The organism is Pseudomonas sp. GW823-FHT06B06, assembly GCF_058795195.1.
This window is the reverse complement of sequence record NZ_JBXAHO010000030.1, coordinates 39,166-55,973: the sequence shown is the minus strand read 5'-3', so window position 1 is coordinate 55,973 and position 16,808 is coordinate 39,166. Positions and strand designations below refer to the sequence as shown.

The following is a 16,808-nucleotide window of genomic DNA, read 5'->3' as shown; positions in this document are numbered from 1 at the left end:
CCATTTGCTATTCCGCTATGCCTGCCTTTGATACACCGTCAATGCGACGAGCGCGTCCTTGTTTTCTGTTGGTCTGACAACAATTTGCCAACCTGCTGAGTTGTTCAGGTATCGAACGCCATCTTGAGAGCTCCCATATCGCCGAGCCTTGTAACCCGCCTCCTTATCTGGGAGCGCTGCCTCCCGATCCGCATCCCGCACCAGGCGGCTCAATCTGGCGAAAACATTCTCCTCCTTGCATTCGCCATTGGTCTCGTCCAGGTACTCAACTGCGGAGTGATAGGTCAGGAAAATCTTTCCAAAAACTGGATTGTCAATTGAAGGCTGGGGTGGAGGTTTGCCATTCCATTTGACGCTGATCCCCGGATGAGTTTCAGCTGTCCACCCTTCTCCCTTCTCAACCGATATGTCATGAAGACCGAAGAATTGTGTACGCAGCGCATACGCATGCCGATACAAATCCTCCTTTGAACTCGTGACCATGAGGAGGCGCTTTACAGCGCCACGTGAAACAACGATTTTCAGATTTCGAGATGTGCGCCCAGAGCCGGCAAGCTCCAGCCACACCAAGCAGCACCAGAGTCCGTAGATTTCAATAAAATCTAGCGTGTTCAGCCCGAAATCACAGGACACGTGAATCTCAATCGAACGAAAGAACCGGTCATCGCCATTAAACAGAACTTGGTAGACGCCTGGCTGCGCGGTTGCTGATGTGCTGACTTTGACGACTTTGAAGGTCATGTAAATTCTCTGTTGGACTCACTTCATGAGACCACGCTTATCGTACATTGCAATTGTAATTCTACAGACAGACGGTTAGCGGCGACAAAAAAAAAGGGCCAGCATCAGCTGGCCCTTCTCATTGTGGTTTCCGCAGCGCAAATCCGATAGAGAATCTCGACTGCAGCTACAGCATATCGTCCCGTAACAGTGATACCGCCCTCCTCTAAGGATCTTGCATGATCCATGATGACGCGACGTGTCGATGGAACCCTGAACCGGCGAACCATCAACAGTCGGTAATCCGCCGACCCACCGATAAAATCGGCGGGTGGCGAGAAAGGACATGACTCACAGCTACCAGGATCAGTTACGACCACCCTTGGGTCGAAGTCGAGGCACTGACTCATGCCACCGCCCTCCTTCGCTTAGGGAAGCCCATACGGCCGAGTTGGATCAAAACATCATTCCAGTCGACAGATTTATCACCATCAGCGATAGGCAGCGAAGGCATCATGATCTGAGCCTTGATACCTTTCTCCCATAGGCGCCGTTTTAGCTCCAAGGCTGCCTCTTCACCGCGTCCAGACCTGTCTTTATCAGCCCAAATCACCACCATCTTTGTGTTTGGTCCTGGTGTGAAACTTTCAAGCAATGTCGCATTAACGGTAGGAAAAACATCAATTTCCTGATCCATACCTGTCTCGATTGCCCAAGCAGTTTCTAGCCCCTCACACACATGGACAACCTCTGCATCCATGTTGCCGATGATGATTCCGCCTCCCGTCACCAACCTATCGGTTGGATACGAGCACATCTTTTTTGAGCTCTCCACCGGCGCCTTCAGACCTTTATCAGTCAGAAAATACCTGTGAAGCGTTATTGGCACTCCATCTCTGGTGACCTTTGCCACGATTCCGGGAAACTCACCCTCAAACTCCCCGTCTTCGTTGTAGCTGGCCAGCCTTGGATGAAACCTCACTACTCGTGCAGCACCTGGCTTGTCCCAGCAAAGAATCTTTCGACTTGCTAGGTAAAGTCGCGCCGGCTCTGCATCGGTATGAGTTAAAGGTAACGTCTCCGACCAGATCTGGTTGAGCCGTGATCGAAGGTAAAGGTTTGAAGCCCTTTCGGGGGCGTGCCGAGATAAGCCAAAAATTAGGACATTCGTTCTGTAAGTAACTGTTTTTAAGGGAACTGCTCATGTGCTGCGGAAGGACGGTCGAGAATAGAGGGTGGCCACTTGGGATTCTAACCAGCCCTGCTTACAAACCTTGGCTACGGTTTGCGTCGTAATAACGAGCCAGCCGCATTCTCCTCGAAAGCTCCAGCTTCCTCGATATAGCCGTGTACGGTGCCATCGTGCCGCCAGCCACCCTGTCGTTTGATCTCAAGGAAATCCGCCCCAGCCCGATGCGCACTGGTAGCCAGTCCCCGACGCAGACTGTGGCTGCTCAGTTCGGGCACATACAACAGCCCTGCGGCTTCGGCACGTGCCGTCAGGATGGTATTCACGCTGCCCTCGTGCAGTGCCACCTCGCCGAGTACGCCCCAGCGGCTGATGCGCCGGAACAGTGGCCCCTGAACGATCTGAGCCGCGTCCAACCACCGGCGTAGCGCTGTCGCGGGGCAGCAGATGCTGTCGCCGTATGGGATCGCCTTGTCGAGTCCCTCGCCCTCCTGATCGGTCTTGGAACGGGGCAGCGTGATCCGTAGACCTTCCTGCTCCCACTCGAGGTATTGCATCTCCAGCGTGACCAATTCGCTGCGCCGGAACGCACCAAAATACCCGACCTGGAGCAGTGCACTGTCCCGCAGTGTCGCCAGTCCGTCGAGCGTGTTCAGGTGCACCACGATGCGTTCGAGATCCTCTAGGACCAGGGCCTTGGCTTTTTGTCGAGGCCGCCCGTTCACCCGCTCAATACCGCGCAAGGTTTTGCCCACGGTGGCGCTGGCGGTAGGGTCAGGAAAACCCTGATAACGGTGCCATTGCGACAGCGCCGTGAGGCGCAGGGCCAGGGTGCGCGGGTTCAATACTTCCGCAAAAGACAATAGATAACGAATCAGCGCGGCTTCATCGCACGGCAGCACGCCGCCCCAGGCGAGAAAGTGGCGAATGGCCGAGCGGTAGGTGCGCCGGGTGTTGTCGGTTGTCGCGGCGGCGAGAAAACGCTGATGTTGCTCAGCCAATTGTTCGGGGGTGGTGAGCGTACCGGGGGTACGCGCAAGTACTGTCGGCTCTTCGTGCCGCCTGGTGGGGAGGTTTTCGTCATTATTGCCGGCTGTCATCACGAAGCGCCTGTTTAGGCCATGTGTACCGCAGATTATAGACACAACCCTCGATCGCGATGACTTAACTCACGATAACCGCGCTTATCGTGGGTCAACTGACGGTCTCAGTCGGCTGAACTATTCTGTACTTAAATCGAGGTATTACGTTTTCCATAATACGGTACGAAAAAATCCGAGGTGTTCATGGCCCGTTCCGGCGTCCTCTACCTGCATGTTGCCCAGGCGGCCACCCAACTGGTGGCTGCGGGCCACAACCCCACCATTGACAGCATCCGCGTCGCCCTGGGTGGGACGGGCAGCAAAAGCACGATTGCTCCGTTGTTAAAGCGTTGGAAAGCCGCGCATCCCGGCACGCTGGCCCAGGCCGAACTGGGATTGCCCGCGGAGCTGGTCCTGGCGCTGAAAGGACTGTACGAAAAAGTTCAGGCGGAGGCGGCCGTCCAACTCCAGCAGGCCGTAGCGGCTCACCAGGCAGAGGCCGACGCGTTGCAGGAACAGTTGCAGCAGGCATTCGTCGAGCGCGACGCGCAACTCAGCGTTCAGGAGCAGCAGGCCCAGGCACTTGCCGTAGCCACTACGCGCAGCCAGGGGCTGGCTGACACCCTGCAGCGTCAGGAGATCGCCCTGGCCAGCCTGGGCAGTGAAAAGACCGGGCTCGAACAACGTCTGGCTGACCGCGCCGCCGAGGCGGCCGCACTGACCCGGCAACTGCAACAAGCGCGGGAGCAGTTTGAGCACTACCAGGCATCGGTCGCGCAACAACGCAGCGACGAGCGCCAGGCCACTGAGCAACGCCAGCAGCGCCTGGAACACGAATTGGCAGCGCTCCGGCAGCGTCTGCTCGCGCAGCAAACCCGCCTGGGCGAACTGCAGGCGCAGGAACAACGCCTGGTGCAGGACCATGATCGTCTAGAGAGCACCCTGCTCACGACGCAAGCGACGCTCGCGCAGAGTCAGATTGCGCATGAACACGTCTTACTTCAATTCACCGACTTGCAACAGTCGCATCAGGCACTGGAGCAGCGCCATGGCCAAGGTGAGCAGCGTTTGGCTGAGACGCGGACTTACCTGGCCGTCAATGAACGGGAGCGAAGCCTGCTGGCGGAACGCTTAAGCCAAACTGAAAGCCAATTGAGCCAGTTGGCCACAGAAAAGCAGCTTCTCGTGCAAGACAACGCGGTGCTGTCAAGCCAGCTCGCAGAGTCCAGAGCGATGAAGCCGAAGACTTGTTGACCGAAAAAGGCGCCTACCTCAGGCGCCTGAAACCATCCTCCAAACCAAAGGAGCCAAACAGGAGGACAGTGGAGCAATCAACTCTTCAATACACAGCCTGGCTGGAAACCAAGGTCGTAGATGAGGAGAGTCGCCATGCGTAACGCCATTACCTACACCGTCCTTGCTACCTTCATAGCCCTTGGAACTGTTGCCACGGGATTTGCCGAACAGGCCAAAGCCCCCGCCCAAAGCAGTGCCGAGACAAATAAGGGTGAGGACATGCACATGATGGACGGCAACCATATGCCGATGATGGACATGCAGGAAATGTCCAAGATGATGAAAAACTGCAATACAATGATGGAGAACATGAACCAACACATTGGAATGGAGTCCCCGAAGGGCGATAGCAAGGCACAATAGCGATCTGGTTCACGTCGGCCGTCTCCGTCCCTCGCCGGTGTGCGCCCCGACACGGAGGCCGACCTTGCCGCTCCAGATATCGTTCTCAAAACTGCCGAGGAGCTGCTTCCCCTCATCGACGGCCTTGTAGTAATTCAAACCACCGACCAAGGCGACATCATCTGCAAGCGGGTAGCTCCAGGTAGTGCCGGTATAGTATTGGTTTCAGGCATCCTTGAGACAACTGGTGTAAAGGCTGAAGCCAAGGTTGTCGTTGGGTGTGTAATCACCGCCGACTATCCACGGAGAGCCGACTTCGCCTGCGTAGAAGGTTGCAAAATCATCCCGCATGCTGCTGGAGCTGGGTTGGCTCATCGCGTGCAGGCGTCCGCCCTGTAGCACCAAGCCCTCGACACTGGTGTTGTATGCGGTGACGCCGCGGAAGCTTTCCGGAAGCAGTCGCGAATCGCCGTACTGCACGACAGGCGTGACAGGGAAGACATCGCCTACTTTGATTTCAGTGTCCAGGAAACGGGTCTTTACGGCGCCGCCGAGCTTGGAGTAATTGTCCTCGGCCTGGCCGAGCCCGACTCGAATCGGCCTATGACTCCGTGGGCCCATTCTTCCGAGTAGCCATTTCCTGTACTGCTGGACTGGCCTTTGCGAAAATCACGGTTGAAGTAGAAATTTCGATTGAGGATGCTCAGGCTGCTGCCTTCGATGAATCCCTCGCCTTTTTCCTCGGCGGCCATTGCAGCCTGCGCAGCGCTGATGCTCAAGACGATCTGAGAAAGTCCCAACAGGGCCTTGTTGTTCATAAACGCTCTTGATGTTTTGGCAGATTTTTCATTGTGCGGTTGTGTATATGCCGAAGCGCGCCGGGCATAGCCGGGTGCGCTTCTTACATACTTCCACATGCAAAATAACGTCAGGGTGACGTGAAAATTACTTTTCCGTCAGCAACACGTCAACAATGCTCAGTGCTGGCTCCTGCAGTCCGTTCCTGATACGCGGTACTCCAGAATATGCAGGTTTCCGCTCGAATCCTCGTAGGTCATTTGCGCAGGCATCACATCGCAGTTGCCATTGGTCGACGTGACGTGAATGACCTTGGCGATGTCGAGCTTCATGCCATAGCGGTAGTGAGTGACTTCTGGCGGGTTCTTGCCTTGGGCGCTAGCGTATTCGCGCATGGATTGCTCGTTGGCCTGGATCATCTTACCGTACAGGCGATCGGAACTGCCATCGGCCCATACGGTGGATGACAGCAGAGTCGCACTCACTATCAGCAGCAGTCTTAGGTGTTTCATAACGGCGATCTCCTCTCGGGTTTTCGATCCACGATTCAACTCTACCTCCGTAGTTAAGTACGGAATCAAGGAGGGAGGAGATGAAGGTCCTGGTTTATGGCGCCGAGATAAGATGGTAGGGCTTAAGTACACTTTCGTCGGGTAACAGCAGCGCATTACTGCGCCACCGCCCCCAAAGAACCGGGCATGAGAGTCGCGCCTCATCCGGCTCAAGTCTTTCGTCAGCACCATGGTCTAGTACCGGGCAATCAATCCACGTCTATCGCAGCTCGACGTTGGGCAAAGTAAGACGACCACGCAGGATCACAGGGATTGGCCAAGTTACGTAGTGCCGTTTCTCGATCCGGCTTAGGTATGTGCGCCACGTAATCACGCTTGATCGTCTTCACGAAGCTCTCGGCCATGCCGTTGCTCTGCGGGCTGCGAACTGGGGGGTCACCGGCTGCAAGCCGATCTGTCGAGCAAACAGGCACGTCTGGTCGGCGGTGTACGCCGAGCCGTTATCGCTTAGCCATTGCACCGGCGTGGCGGGCAGTTGATCACCGAAGCGCCTCTCCACGCTTTCCAGCATCAAGTCGCGGATATCATCGCCGCTGTACCCGGTCGGGCTCGCGACCTAGCCGATGGCCTCGCGATCACAGCAGTCCAGGGCGAAGGTTACGCTCAATTTGGCTCCGTCCTCGCAGCGGAACTCAAAGCCGTCCGAGCACCAACGCGTATCGCTGGTTTGCACCGCAATACGGCCTTCGTGCCGACGCGGCACGCCGGGCTGTTTTCGTAGACAGATTCAGCAGCGGTTGCAGGTGCTCGCCGCACTGGATCACCCAGCGCGCCAGGGTTTGGCGGGGGATATCGACGCCGTGACGACCGAGGATTTTTTTGAAGCGGTGCAGCGGCAGACCATCGACGTATTTGGTGATCAACAGCATCGCCAGGACGCTAGGACTGGCCATGCTCTTTTCGATCAGTTGAGCCGGTTTGTCGGCGGTGACCGGTGCGGCTTCACAGCCGCGGCAGCCGTAGACCTTGTCCGTTGGTTCCCTTCACAACCACTGGCCAACGCAGAGCGTTTTACCCATGCAGCGAAACGATTAGCGGACAGGAAACGGTCCCGTGGCTCGCACAACAGTCGTGAACCAGTTGCACCAAAACAGACTCGATCCGTCGCAGATCCGCGAGCTTGCCACGCACATCCCCAAGCTTCTGCTCGGCGAGCACGCGCGCTTCATCACAGTGAGCGCCGTCATCGAGCCTCAACAGCCCGGCCACTTCTTCGAGGCTAAAGCCCAGCCGTTGCGCGGACTTTACGAATTTCACCCGGGCGACATCGGGGGTTGGGGAGCAATGGAACTGAAAACCAACGTAAGCCGAATTAGAGTTCGTTTTACTCGTCAGCGACTGCGAATTAACGAACTTTGATTCGTGAGAAAGGTTTATTGCACTGATTTTCGGGTGTTGGTGACCTTTCCTCGCGATAGCGGAAACGGTTTCATAAAACGGTCGTTTTTCGAAACTATCCAGACGTTGCAAGGGTTTGCGGGGCAGCGACTGAGCTTAAGTGCACTTTCTGTTCCGTTGCTCCCCCAACCCCTATTTCCAGCAGCGAGGTGATGAATTCGTTTTGCTGTTGTGCGGCGGCGACAAAAGCAGCCAAAGCCGTGATATTGAAGCGGCTAAAAAACTCGCCAGCGAGTGGAGGTCAGAATGAGCGAAAAAATTTACGACTACGACCCAGCAGCAGCCCTAGACGGCCCTGAAGCAATCGCCGTCTTCATGGCGGAGCCCTGCCATTTCCTCTCAGCGCCATAATCCAGGACCTTCATCTCCTCTCTCCTTGATTCCGTACTTAACTACGGAGGTAGAGTTGAATCGTGGATCGAAAACCCGAGAGGAGATCGCCGTTATGAAACACCTAAGACTGCTGCTGGTAGTGGGTGCGACTCTGCTGTCATCCACCGTATGGGCCGAGGGCGGGAGCGACCGAGCGATTGAGCGAATTGCTGCACGCGAGAGGGCTGAAGCGACCCTGGTGGCGGAAACCGTCAAGGAGATTAAGCAACTGGGCCCCACGGCGGCAGGCCGTAGCGAAGCGCAGCCCGCCTGTCCGCCTGCAAAGTAGAGCCTGTGCTACTCGACCAGATGCAACGTGAGCCCACTCTGCTGAGGCGCGAGGGCAAATAGCAATACCAAACTGTGCCCTTTGCAAGTGCTCCTTTGGCCATTCAGCGGCGCTCATTGAGCGCCGCTTTTTTCTAAGCGCAAGCCGACCAACAGGGGCGCCTTACGCAACGGGAAATCCTCGGTTAACGCCCGAGTTGTCCCCATGCAGCGAAACGATCAGCGGACAGGAAACAGTCCCGTGGCTCGCACAACAGTCGTGAACCAGTTGCTCCAAAACTGACTCGATCCGTCGCAGATCCGCGAGCTTGCCACGCACATCCCCAAGCTTCTGCTCGGCGAGCACACGCGCTTCATCGCAGTGAGCACCGTCATCCAGCCTCAACAGCCCGGCCACTTCATCGAGGCTAAAGCCCAGCCGTTGCGCGGATTTAACGAATTTCACCCGGGCGACATCCGCCTCACCGTAACGGCGAATGCTGCCGTAGGGCTTGTCCGGTTCGGGTAACAGCGCCTTGCGTTGATAGAACCGGATGGTTTCCACGTTGACCCCGGCCGCCTTGGCGAAAGCGCCAATGGTCAGGCTTTCCAAATTGTTTTTCATACCGCTTGATTCCGTACATGACTACGGGACTAACCTTAAACCATCGATCAAATGCTCGAAAGGAGAAATGCATGTCTGAACCATCAAACGGGCGCGCCCCTCTTGTCGCCGGGGGGCTTGCGGCGATTCTCGCCTCGGCTTGCTGTCTCGGGCCGCTGATTCTGATCGCACTGGGATTCAGCGGGGCCTGGATCGGTAACCTGACCGTGCTGGAACCGTACCGCCCGCTCTTCATCGGCGCGGCACTGGTGGCGCTGTTCTTCGCCTACCGGCGCATTTTCCGCCCCGCTCAAGCCTGCGCACCGGGCGAGGTCTGCGCCATCCCTCAGGTACGTACCTCCTACAAGCTGCTGTACTGGCTGGTGGCGGCCTTGGTGCTGGTCGCGCTCGGCTTCCCCTACATCCTTCCCTTGTTCTACTGATCAGGAGTTCACCATGAGAAAACTGCTCGCATCCTTAGCCCTCGCCAGCCTGGTCGCCACACCCGTCTGGGCGGCCACGCAGACCGTCACCCTGGCGGTGCCGGGCATGACCTGCGCCGCCTGCCCGATTACGGTGAAGACGGCGTTGACCAAGGTCGATGGCGTGACCAAGGCTGAGGTGAGTTTCGAGAACCGCGAGGCCATCGTCACCTTCGACGATACCAAGACCAATGCCCTGGCGCTGACTAAGGCGACCGAGGACGCTGGCTATCCGTCCAGCGTCAAGCAATAGGAGGGACTTCCGATGGCAAATCCTCTCAATCTGTTCACGCGGATCGGTGACAAAGCCGGCTCCGTCGGCGTGCTGATTTCTGCCATAGGCTGCGCCATGTGCTTTCCCGCCCTTGCTAGTCTGGGGGCCGCGTTCGGTCTGGGCTTTTTGAGCCAGTGGGAAGGCCTGTTCATCACCACGCTGCTGCCTCTGTTTGCTGGACTGGCTCTGCTCGTCAATGCCCTCGGCTGGCTCAATCATCGGCAGTGGCGACGGACTGCGCTCGGCCTGATCGGTCCTACCCTGGTACTGGCAGCGGTATTTTTTATGCGGGCTTATGGCTGGCGGAGCGGTTGGCTGCTCTATATCGGCCTGGCCCTCATGTTTGGGGTGTCGATATGGGATCTCGTGTCGCCCGCTCATCGCCGTTGTGGGCCGGATGCCTGTCCGACGCCGCCAAACCAGTGAACCTGACAAGAGACGATCTAATGAGTAACGAAATGACCGAACTGAAAATCATTGGTATGACCTGCGCCTCCTGTGTCGTGCATGTGAAAGAGGCCTTGGAGAAGATTCCGGGCGTGCATCGGGCGGATGTTTCCTACGCCAGCGGGAAGGCCGAACTGAAGGTCGACGAGGGCGCAAGCCGTGAGCAGATGCAGGCCGCTGTCGAGGCCCTGGGGTATCGAGCGGCGTTCGAAGACGCCATGGTACAAGCCCGTCCTGGCCTGCTCGATAAGGCACGGGGTTGGTTGAGCAGCACTGACGCCGGGAAAGAGGGCGACAAGCTCCACGTCGCGGTCATCGGCAGTGGTGGCGCCGCCATGGCGGCCGCGCTCAAGGCGGTGGAAGGCGGTGCCCGCGTCACCCTGATCGAGCGCGGCATCATCGGCGGCACCTGCGTCAACGTGGGCTGCGTGCCCTCCAAGATCATGATTCGTGCCGCGCATGTGGCCCATCTGCGCCGCGAGAGCCCGTTCGACGCCGGGCTTTCCGCCATGACGCCGACCGTCCTACGCGAACGTCTGCTCGCGCAGCAACAAGACCGTGTCGCCGAACTGCGCCACGCCAAGTACGAAAGCATCCTGGAGAGCACGCCGGCGATCAGCGTGCTGCGCGGCACCGCCCGTTTCCAGGACGGCCACACGCTCAGCGTGAAACTGGCCGAGGGTGGCGAGCACATCGTAGCCTTCGACCGCTGCCTGGTCGCCACCGGCGCAAGCGCGGCCGTTCCACCGATTCCAGGACTGAAAGACACGCCGTACTGGACCTCAGACCAGGCACTGGCGAGCGATACAATCCCTAAGCGGCTCGCCGTGATCGGCGCCTCCGTAGTGGCAGTGGAACTGGCGCAGGCCTTCGCCCGGCTGGGTAGCGAGGTCACGATCCTGGCACGCAGTGCGATGTTCTTCCACGAAGACCCGGCCATCGGCGCGGCGGTGACGGAGGCCTTCCGTATGGAGGGCATCGAAGTGCTGGAGCAAACGCAAGCCAGCCAGGTGTCCCACGCCAACGGCGAGTTCGTACTGGCCACCAACCATGGTGAGTTACGTGCCGACCAACTGCTCGTCGCCACCGGCCGCACGCCCAATACCCAGGGCCTGAACCTGGAAGCGGCCGACGTGCAGCTGGACGAGCGCGGCGGCATCCAGATCGACGAGCGCATGCGCACCAGCGCAGCGGATATCTATGCGGCCGGCGACTGCACCGACCAACCGCAGTTCGTCTACGTCGCGGCAGCGGCTGGCACCCGCGCGGCAATCAACATGACCGGCGGCGAGGCCAAGCTCAATCTCGACGTCATGCCGGCCGTGGTGTTCACCGATCCGCAAGTGGCCACCGTCGGCTACAGCGAAGCCGAAGCGCAGCACGCCGGGATCGAAACCGACAGCCGCACCTTGACCCTGGACAACGTGCCGCGCGCGTTGGCCAACTTCGACACGCGGGGTTTCATCAAGTTGGTTGCCGAAGCGGGCTCCGGCCGACTGCTGGGAGTGCAGGCTGTGGCCCCGGAAGCAGGAGAACTGATCCAGACGGCGGTACTCGCCATCCGCAACCGTATGACCGTGCAGGAATTGGCTGACCAGTTGTTCCCCTACCTGACGATGGTCGAGGGACTGAAACTCGCCGCACAGACCTTTAACAAAGACGTCAAACAATTGTCCTGCTGCGCAGGGTAATGAGAGAGGGAGGTTGAAACATGAGCAACACGGCAGACGATCTCGGTAGGTGCGACAGCCTACGCAAGACATGGCAGTTGGTCAGCTTCTGGGGCCTGCCTGCCGTCGTGGCGACGATAGCGATTGTTCTGTCTAATCGACGCCCCGCGTTGTTCCTGGCAGCAGGCGCCGCGCTGGCCGTGATGGGCGGCGCCTGCCTGGTCAACGCCACGCGTTGTCGCCGCCTTCACTGCTACATAACGGGGCCTCACTTCCTGTTGCTCGCAGTTGGTGCGCTATTGGCTTATGTGTTTGACCAAAACGGCGAGCATCTCTCCAGGTTGTGGCTGCTACTGGCTCTGGGAGCTGCACCGTTGCTCATCTGGCTACCTGAGCGCCTAGCCGGAAGGAAATATCTGAGCGCCCCAGTTTGCGGTGAAGGTCGGGAGTGTCGGCGATGAATGCCTACTCCATATCCAGATTGGCCGAGGACGCGGGCGTCAGTGTCCATATAGTCCGAGATTATATGCTGCGCGGCTTGCTGCACCCCGCGCGGCGCACGGAAAGCGGTTACGGCATTTTCGATGAGCGGTCCCTGGCGCGGCTGTGCTTCGTACGTGCCGCCTTTGAGTCCGGTATCGGGCTCGACGAATTGGCGCGGCTCTGTCGAGCGCTCGATGCAGACGATAGTACCGATGTGATCGGGTGTATCGACCGCTTGCTTGGGCAAATCGCGACCCGGCTGGCAGCTTTAGACGCAGTGAAAACGGAGTTGGCCGGGCTGACTCATCGTGCCATCGAAGGTCACACCCATGCGTAATACCAACCAATCCGAATCAATCAAGATGCCCCGCTGGCACGCCTACACGTGGGGTGTGCTCGCCGCGCTCACTTGCCCCTGCCATCTGCCGGTGCTGGCATTACTGCTCTCGGGGACTGCGGCCGGGGCCTTCGTCAGCGAGCATTGGAGCCTCGCGACGCTCGTGCTGACGGTTCTCTTCGTCCTCTTCCTGAGAGCGGCTCTACGGGCCTTTCGGAAGCGGGCGTGACCCGCTCGGAGCACGGCGCGGTCTCCGCTGCCGAGTTGCGGCAGGCTTGGGAGCGTTGGGAATTGTTGCTGCACTGCCAGCCGCAGGTCGATCTGCGCGCAGGTTCGATCGCAGGTGTGGAAGAGTTACTAGGTTTTCTTGGACGATGGAGAAACCCCATCATGAACGCAAACGACACCCCCACTATCAGTTGCTGCGAATGTTGCAAGGAAATTTCCCTTGACGCCGCACTGACGCCGGAAGGTACCGAGTACGTCGTGCACTTCTGTGGCCTTGAATGCTATCAGCGCTTCATATCGCGCGCGGATAAGAGAGCGGCATCCGAGCCTGATCACCCCTGCACACCAGAGGTCAGTACCCGTCACGACGACTAATCTTTGCCTCTGGAAAGTGGCTCTGGTTTTTTTTAGAAAGCGTGAGTCCATTGAGATTTAATGCAAGTCCGCTCGTGGCTAATGTAAGCCCGAAGGCTTCGTCAGTAGTTTTATCTAGGCCGATGCCCGGGAGGATGGCAGCGTGCCTACAGGGCGTCAAAACCGGCTACCCAGAGTCAAATTCACCCCACAGTACAGCGATGCTATAGAGTTACTCGTCAGTCCTGCAGCATCAGTTTTACTCTGCACCTCCATTGTATTCAGTCTGCCGGCAGCCCATTTGCACGAATAGTCTAGTCCTGATAGTCAGGAGCAAGCGCTGCCAAAGGAGCAACGTGTTTAGAACCCGCCTGCAAGCATGAACATAAAGCAGAAATATCCTCTTGAAGGGCCATCGCCTGCGCCCAAATACTGTCGACATCACTGGTAGCCACAGTGAGGGGGAAACCTTCCAGTACCGTCATGGCCATGCCATGCAGGCGTAGGAAGTCTTCTCGAATGCTGCCGACCCCTCCGATTTCAGCAAGGCAGGCATCCAGCCGGTCGACCAAGTTGAGCAACTGAGCGGTGTCGTAGCTTGCACGCAGAGAGTCGAGTACCTTGGTATCGACGTCCCCATAAGGTGTCACGCGGAACGAAGCTGGCGGGATATGCATCAGTTCGTCACCTCAACGTTGCTGTCAGACATCTGTTTCGCACGCATTGATCCCGCAGCCTGCTGGAAAATGGAATCCTTGATCCAGGGTTCCGGTGGGCGTTTGAGTTTCAGGTTGAACTCCCCAAAACGTTTGACATTGCTGGTTAGGTAGGGGCTGAGAAACGATACGTCGTCGTCAGTGAACTGCCAGCCATCACGGGCGAGCTTCTGCAGGATGCGCATCATGTCCACGGTGTTCTGCAGGATCACCGACGAGGCCACCATGTCGTTGTAGCGCAGGCGTTTCTGTTGCTCGTCCGGATCGTTTTCGGCGATCACGTCACCGCCAAAGGACAGCCACTTAGAGAAGCCGTTGTAGGACTCGATCTTATTGGTGTTGGCGGTGACTTCCTGGCGCAACTCGCGGCTGCCGATCCAGTTGAGTAGGAAGATCGTCCGGATCACACTGCCCAGCGCTTGCGCGGCATGATAGAGCTTGTTGCGCCGACTGTAGGAGCCAAGTTTGCGCAGCAGCATAGGTGAGGAAATCTTGCCGGCCTGGATTGACAACGCGACCTGCATCAGATCCTGCCAGTGGGTTTCGATCAGGTGCCAGTCGGCGGTGTCGGTGAACAGACGGTTGATGTGTTTATACGAAACGCCGCGATCTGGCCGGCACATCACCAGGTCGCGCCAGTTGCGGATACGCGGCATCAGATTGATGCCCAGCAGATGAGTGAAGGCGAACACCGTGGCCGACTGGCCCTGGGTGTCAGAGTACACCGTATCGGGTTCGACGCTGAGGTCGACCTTGAGCAACCCCTCAATCACATAGATTGCCTCCCAGATACCAGGCGGGATGAAGTGCTGGAACACCGCGATGTAGTTATTGGCCACGTGTCGGTACGCCACGGCCCCCATCTTGCGATAGCGGAAGTGGTAGCCGGCCAGCAGATTGTCGTCATAGAAGTCGAACTGCGTACCGTCCGCGGCCACCGCCTTGCCATCGCCCCAGAGCTTGGGCAGGTCAAGTTGCAGATAGAGTTCCACCAGCTCGCGGTTAGCCTTGTCTAACTTCTCAAGCGAGAGATGGCGGCGATTCGTATAGGACAGCATGTGCGGCGTGACATTACCGGCCAGATGCCGTGCGGCCTGGTTGGGGCCAAGGTTGCAGCCCATGGCGAAGATCGTCATCAGGTAGCGCTCGGCCGGTTCTTTGAGCTTTGGCTCGTTGCCGGACATCGGCCCGAAATGCCGAGTGAACTGAATCCAATGCTCAATGTTGGCCATGATGTCGAGCACGTGCCTGGCCGGCATGCGCTGCATAAGCGCCGTCTGTAGCGAGATGGCCGAAGGCGGGATGTCCCGCGCTATCACTCGGCGTAGCACCGGTTCGCCGGCTTCATTGATCGATACGTCACCTCGGCAAGAAGGGAATTTTTCATCCAGATGCTGCGCGGTTTCCTCCAGCTGAATCTTGAGGGAGGCGACAAACTCCTTCGCCGTGCCAGGCAGCCCCACCTTTTCGCAGTAGGCCGGTAGACGATGGAAACATTCTTCCCAGGGCAGCAACTGCTTACGGTAGTCGGCGAAAGATTCCGACCCCAGCACGCACATATCACCCGAGCGCAGCTCACTGGCCAGGTAAGAGAACACGCAGACTTCCAGATAGCGCCGGTTGGTAGGTGGCCCTTCACTGGCAGGACGACGCACGACCTTAACCCAGCGCTCCGACGCAAACGACAAGTCGACATGCTCGTCGATCCACTCGCGGTGTAGATTTTCGCTGTCCTGGATGAGCTGAAGCGCCTGGATAAGTGAGCGATCCTGAGTCGTGGGTTCCAGTTGAAGAAGGTGGCTCAGACGGAACAACAGCGAGCGATGGGACTTGAAGTGCTTCCAGATCAGCGGCAGGTAGTTGTTACCGCCCGTAGCCTGGACTTCGGCGCAAGTCTCGCGCAACCGATCCAGGTTGCCATCGGGAGAGAGGAATTCCCGGATCAGACTGCCAGCCTCCTGGTCATCCGGTTCCTGAACAAGAATCTGCACCACGCCATCCAGGGTGGCCGCCAGTTGCTCCAGCTTCTGGCGTTGCCGCGCCTGGATTTGCTCCAACTCCTCCTTGGCGCGTTTGTGGATCGTCGAAATCCGTCGGATGAACATCTCGGCCAGGTGATCCCGAGTTCGCACCCGCATCCGATAGATCAAGGCCAGCATCAGTGTGTAGCGTTTCGGCAGCGAGCAGTCCTTCAGCTCGGCGACGTCCGACGCGGCGGCTTGGGTGGCGAAGTGGCGGATCTTAGCATCGACGACCCCCTCAAGAATGGCATCCAGATCTCCGAAGCTCTCTAACCACGCCAGGTGGTCGATCAACACCTCCAGGTGCTTGCGGGAAGGCTTCTTGGGTGCCTGCTTGAGTGCGTTGAAGTCACTCTGCCGACGCCCGAAATCCGTGTCGAGCAGCTCCTTTAGCTTGTAGATCACCTCGATTGGCGCTCGGAGCACGATCAGGTTGAAGGTAACTTCCTGAGCACTCGCCAAAGCGGTTTCTGCGATGTTGTTGAGCGTCGAATAAGCCGGAAGCTCATAGCCACGCTGAATCAGCTCATCAAGCATGGCATTAATGAGATCGACTCGCTGCTCAAGCACTACAGCGCAGTCACGTGCGATTTCCTCAGTGATCGCTAGCCCGTCGCTGCTATAGAAGGGTGTAACCTGCAGGTACTGCCGAACCGCCGCTTGGTGTCGGTAAAGGGTGCGGGGGTTGCTGTAGCGCGGAGCTATTCGTGCGCCGTAGCGAAGGCATTGTCGGACATGACTGATGAGCTCCTGAGGAAGCTCCTCGAACGGAACAAAATAGTGTAGCTGCTGAAACACCTTTAGTTGGATTGCCAGCCCAATCGATAGCGCTGGACTCTTAGCGGTGTTATTGACCCATTCGATCTCTGAATCAGACAGGGAATAGCATCGATGCAGCTCCTTAGCTGGCAACTGACTGGGCAAGAGCGGGTAGGCTGTCCTTTCCACCGAAGCCATTGAGTTCATCCCCCAAGTAAGGCAAAACATCAGCATAGACGGCTAGTCAGGCGGGGGATGACCAGCAATCAAGAACTCAATAAATTTCCTTTTAGTTCAATATCTTGCAGAACGAATGTCCTAATTTTTGCCTTATCTCGGCATAACCCCCTCTACAGTCAAACAATTACCTGACCTATTGGATGCCAGAATATTCAAA

At 57.9% G+C, this 16,808-nt stretch carries 18 protein-coding genes and 5 pseudogenes; 12 read left to right on the top strand and 11 right to left on the bottom strand.

Annotation, left to right across the window (positions count from 1 at the left end):
- Positions 1 to 15: 15 nt before the first annotated feature.
- The 3 genes from AC1Q8Q_RS23610 to AC1Q8Q_RS23600 all read right to left on the bottom strand — a co-directional run bounded on the left by AC1Q8Q_RS23610 (position 16) and on the right by AC1Q8Q_RS23600 (position 3,009).
- Complete coding sequence (locus AC1Q8Q_RS23610; RefSeq protein ID WP_198865903.1) at positions 16 to 741, bottom strand: hypothetical protein; 726 nt, start codon at positions 739 to 741, stop codon at positions 16 to 18.
- Between the two features lie 385 nt (positions 742 to 1,126).
- On the bottom strand, positions 1,127 to 1,879 hold the full coding sequence (locus tag AC1Q8Q_RS23605; RefSeq protein WP_492615561.1) for a DUF7146 domain-containing protein: 753 nt from the start codon (positions 1,877 to 1,879) through the stop codon (positions 1,127 to 1,129).
- 119 nt (positions 1,880 to 1,998) lie between these two features.
- Positions 1,999 to 3,009 (bottom strand): tyrosine-type recombinase/integrase, encoded by a 1,011-nt coding sequence (locus AC1Q8Q_RS23600; protein ID WP_077747747.1) that lies wholly within the window; start codon positions 3,007 to 3,009, stop codon positions 1,999 to 2,001.
- A 186-nt stretch (positions 3,010 to 3,195) separates the two neighbouring features.
- On the opposite strand from AC1Q8Q_RS23600, the gene AC1Q8Q_RS23595 reads away from it, so the two are divergent.
- Together AC1Q8Q_RS23595 and AC1Q8Q_RS23590 are read left to right on the top strand one after the other, a co-directional pair.
- Complete coding sequence (locus AC1Q8Q_RS23595; protein WP_011154388.1) at positions 3,196 to 4,245, top strand: DNA-binding protein; 1,050 nt, start codon at positions 3,196 to 3,198, stop codon at positions 4,243 to 4,245.
- Positions 4,246 to 4,380: 135 nt separating this feature from the next.
- A complete protein-coding gene (locus tag AC1Q8Q_RS23590) occupies positions 4,381 to 4,650 on the top strand; it encodes a hypothetical protein (protein ID WP_033979952.1) in 270 nt (89 codons plus the stop codon).
- 36 nt (positions 4,651 to 4,686) lie between these two features.
- On the opposite strand, the pseudogene AC1Q8Q_RS23585 reads toward AC1Q8Q_RS23590, so the two are convergent.
- From AC1Q8Q_RS23585 to AC1Q8Q_RS23565, 5 genes and pseudogenes are all read right to left on the bottom strand, one after another.
- A pseudogene (locus AC1Q8Q_RS23585) lies at positions 4,687 to 5,447 on the bottom strand (OprD family outer membrane porin); the annotation flags it as partial.
- Positions 5,448 to 5,606: 159 nt separating this feature from the next.
- Entirely contained in the window at positions 5,607 to 5,939 is a 333-nt protein-coding gene (locus AC1Q8Q_RS23580; protein WP_033979951.1) for a DUF2790 domain-containing protein, read from the bottom strand.
- Between the two features lie 314 nt (positions 5,940 to 6,253).
- Positions 6,254 to 6,708 (bottom strand): annotated as a pseudogene (locus AC1Q8Q_RS23575) (DDE-type integrase/transposase/recombinase); the annotation flags it as partial.
- Between the two features lie 13 nt (positions 6,709 to 6,721).
- A pseudogene (locus AC1Q8Q_RS23570) lies at positions 6,722 to 6,967 on the bottom strand (IS66 family transposase); the annotation flags it as partial.
- 43 nt (positions 6,968 to 7,010) lie between these two features.
- Positions 7,011 to 7,268 (bottom strand): annotated as a pseudogene (locus tag AC1Q8Q_RS23565) (MerR family DNA-binding protein); the annotation flags it as partial.
- A gap of 262 nt (positions 7,269 to 7,530) precedes the next feature.
- Between AC1Q8Q_RS23565 and AC1Q8Q_RS23560 the strand changes: the two are divergent.
- Together AC1Q8Q_RS23560 and AC1Q8Q_RS23555 are read left to right on the top strand one after the other, a co-directional pair.
- Positions 7,531 to 7,647 (top strand): annotated as a pseudogene (locus AC1Q8Q_RS23560) (type II toxin-antitoxin system RelE/ParE family toxin); the annotation flags it as partial.
- Between the two features lie 195 nt (positions 7,648 to 7,842).
- A complete protein-coding gene (locus tag AC1Q8Q_RS23555; protein WP_017849619.1) occupies positions 7,843 to 8,058 on the top strand; it encodes a co-regulatory protein PtrA N-terminal domain-containing protein in 216 nt (71 codons plus the stop codon).
- Between the two features lie 162 nt (positions 8,059 to 8,220).
- On the opposite strand, the gene merR is transcribed toward AC1Q8Q_RS23555, so the two are convergent.
- Positions 8,221 to 8,661 (bottom strand): mercury resistance transcriptional regulator MerR, encoded by a 441-nt coding sequence (gene merR, locus AC1Q8Q_RS23550; protein ID WP_003131870.1) that lies wholly within the window; start codon positions 8,659 to 8,661, stop codon positions 8,221 to 8,223.
- Positions 8,662 to 8,732: 71 nt separating this feature from the next.
- Here merR and merT point away from each other — a divergent pair, with 71 nt between their 5' ends.
- The 8 genes from merT to AC1Q8Q_RS23510 are packed head-to-tail and all read left to right on the top strand — an operon-like array spanning position 8,733 to position 12,936.
- A complete protein-coding gene (merT, locus tag AC1Q8Q_RS23545) occupies positions 8,733 to 9,083 on the top strand; it encodes a mercuric ion transporter MerT (protein WP_017849617.1) in 351 nt (116 codons plus the stop codon).
- 13 nt (positions 9,084 to 9,096) lie between these two features.
- Positions 9,097 to 9,375 (top strand): mercury resistance system periplasmic binding protein MerP, encoded by a 279-nt coding sequence (merP, locus tag AC1Q8Q_RS23540; protein WP_003131880.1) that lies wholly within the window; start codon positions 9,097 to 9,099, stop codon positions 9,373 to 9,375.
- A 12-nt stretch (positions 9,376 to 9,387) separates the two neighbouring features.
- Positions 9,388 to 9,822, top strand: coding sequence for an organomercurial transporter MerC (gene merC / locus AC1Q8Q_RS23535; RefSeq protein WP_003131881.1), 435 nt, complete (start codon positions 9,388 to 9,390; stop codon positions 9,820 to 9,822).
- Between the two features lie 32 nt (positions 9,823 to 9,854).
- On the top strand, positions 9,855 to 11,534 hold the full coding sequence (merA, locus tag AC1Q8Q_RS23530) for a mercury(II) reductase (protein ID WP_031633059.1): 1,680 nt from the start codon (positions 9,855 to 9,857) through the stop codon (positions 11,532 to 11,534).
- 20 nt (positions 11,535 to 11,554) lie between these two features.
- Complete coding sequence (locus tag AC1Q8Q_RS23525) at positions 11,555 to 11,974, top strand: hypothetical protein (protein WP_017849615.1); 420 nt, start codon at positions 11,555 to 11,557, stop codon at positions 11,972 to 11,974.
- Positions 11,971 to 12,333 (top strand): mercuric resistance transcriptional repressor MerD, encoded by a 363-nt coding sequence (gene merD / locus AC1Q8Q_RS23520; RefSeq protein WP_017849614.1) that lies wholly within the window; start codon positions 11,971 to 11,973, stop codon positions 12,331 to 12,333. Before AC1Q8Q_RS23525 ends, merD begins: the two co-directional genes overlap by 4 nt.
- Positions 12,326 to 12,562, top strand: coding sequence for a broad-spectrum mercury transporter MerE (gene merE / locus AC1Q8Q_RS23515; RefSeq protein WP_017849613.1), 237 nt, complete (start codon positions 12,326 to 12,328; stop codon positions 12,560 to 12,562). The genes merD and merE overlap by 8 nt, the downstream gene beginning before the upstream one ends.
- Positions 12,559 to 12,936 (top strand): DUF3330 domain-containing protein, encoded by a 378-nt coding sequence (locus AC1Q8Q_RS23510; protein WP_425274543.1) that lies wholly within the window; start codon positions 12,559 to 12,561, stop codon positions 12,934 to 12,936. The genes merE and AC1Q8Q_RS23510 overlap by 4 nt, the downstream gene beginning before the upstream one ends.
- Before the next feature lie 293 nt (positions 12,937 to 13,229).
- Here the strand turns inward: AC1Q8Q_RS23510 and tnpC are convergent, their stop codons facing one another.
- Together tnpC and AC1Q8Q_RS23500 are read right to left on the bottom strand one after the other, a co-directional pair.
- Entirely contained in the window at positions 13,230 to 13,592 is a 363-nt protein-coding gene (tnpC, locus tag AC1Q8Q_RS23505; protein WP_017849612.1) for a Tn3 family transposase post-transcriptional regulator TnpC, read from the bottom strand.
- Positions 13,592 to 16,609: a Tn3 family transposase gene (locus AC1Q8Q_RS23500; RefSeq protein WP_026140367.1), complete on the bottom strand. Its 3,018-nt coding sequence runs from the start codon at positions 16,607 to 16,609 to the stop codon at positions 13,592 to 13,594. The genes tnpC and AC1Q8Q_RS23500 overlap by 1 nt, the downstream gene beginning before the upstream one ends.
- Positions 16,610 to 16,808 lie beyond the last annotated feature (199 nt).

Coding starts and splice junctions, on each gene's coding strand:
- AC1Q8Q_RS23610 (WP_198865903.1), bottom strand. CDS start 741: ATGACCTTCAAAGTCGTCAAAGTCAGCACATCAGCAACCGCGCAGCCA.
- AC1Q8Q_RS23600 (WP_077747747.1), bottom strand. CDS start 3,009: ATGACAGCCGGCAATAATGACGAAAACCTCCCCACCAGGCGGCACGAA.
- AC1Q8Q_RS23595 (WP_011154388.1), top strand. CDS start 3,196: ATGGCCCGTTCCGGCGTCCTCTACCTGCATGTTGCCCAGGCGGCCACC.
- AC1Q8Q_RS23590 (WP_033979952.1), top strand. CDS start 4,381: ATGCGTAACGCCATTACCTACACCGTCCTTGCTACCTTCATAGCCCTT.
- AC1Q8Q_RS23580 (WP_033979951.1), bottom strand. CDS start 5,939: ATGAAACACCTAAGACTGCTGCTGATAGTGAGTGCGACTCTGCTGTCA.
- AC1Q8Q_RS23555 (WP_017849619.1), top strand. CDS start 7,843: ATGAAACACCTAAGACTGCTGCTGGTAGTGGGTGCGACTCTGCTGTCA.
- merR (WP_003131870.1), bottom strand. CDS start 8,661: ATGAAAAACAATTTGGAAAGCCTGACCATTGGCGCTTTCGCCAAGGCG.
- merT (WP_017849617.1), top strand. CDS start 8,733: ATGTCTGAACCATCAAACGGGCGCGCCCCTCTTGTCGCCGGGGGGCTT.
- merP (WP_003131880.1), top strand. CDS start 9,097: ATGAGAAAACTGCTCGCATCCTTAGCCCTCGCCAGCCTGGTCGCCACA.
- merC (WP_003131881.1), top strand. CDS start 9,388: ATGGCAAATCCTCTCAATCTGTTCACGCGGATCGGTGACAAAGCCGGC.
- merA (WP_031633059.1), top strand. CDS start 9,855: ATGACCGAACTGAAAATCATTGGTATGACCTGCGCCTCCTGTGTCGTG.
- AC1Q8Q_RS23525 (WP_017849615.1), top strand. CDS start 11,555: ATGAGCAACACGGCAGACGATCTCGGTAGGTGCGACAGCCTACGCAAG.
- merD (WP_017849614.1), top strand. CDS start 11,971: ATGAATGCCTACTCCATATCCAGATTGGCCGAGGACGCGGGCGTCAGT.
- merE (WP_017849613.1), top strand. CDS start 12,326: ATGCGTAATACCAACCAATCCGAATCAATCAAGATGCCCCGCTGGCAC.
- tnpC (WP_017849612.1), bottom strand. CDS start 13,592: ATGCATATCCCGCCAGCTTCGTTCCGCGTGACACCTTATGGGGACGTC.
- AC1Q8Q_RS23500 (WP_026140367.1), bottom strand. CDS start 16,609: ATGGCTTCGGTGGAAAGGACAGCCTACCCGCTCTTGCCCAGTCAGTTG.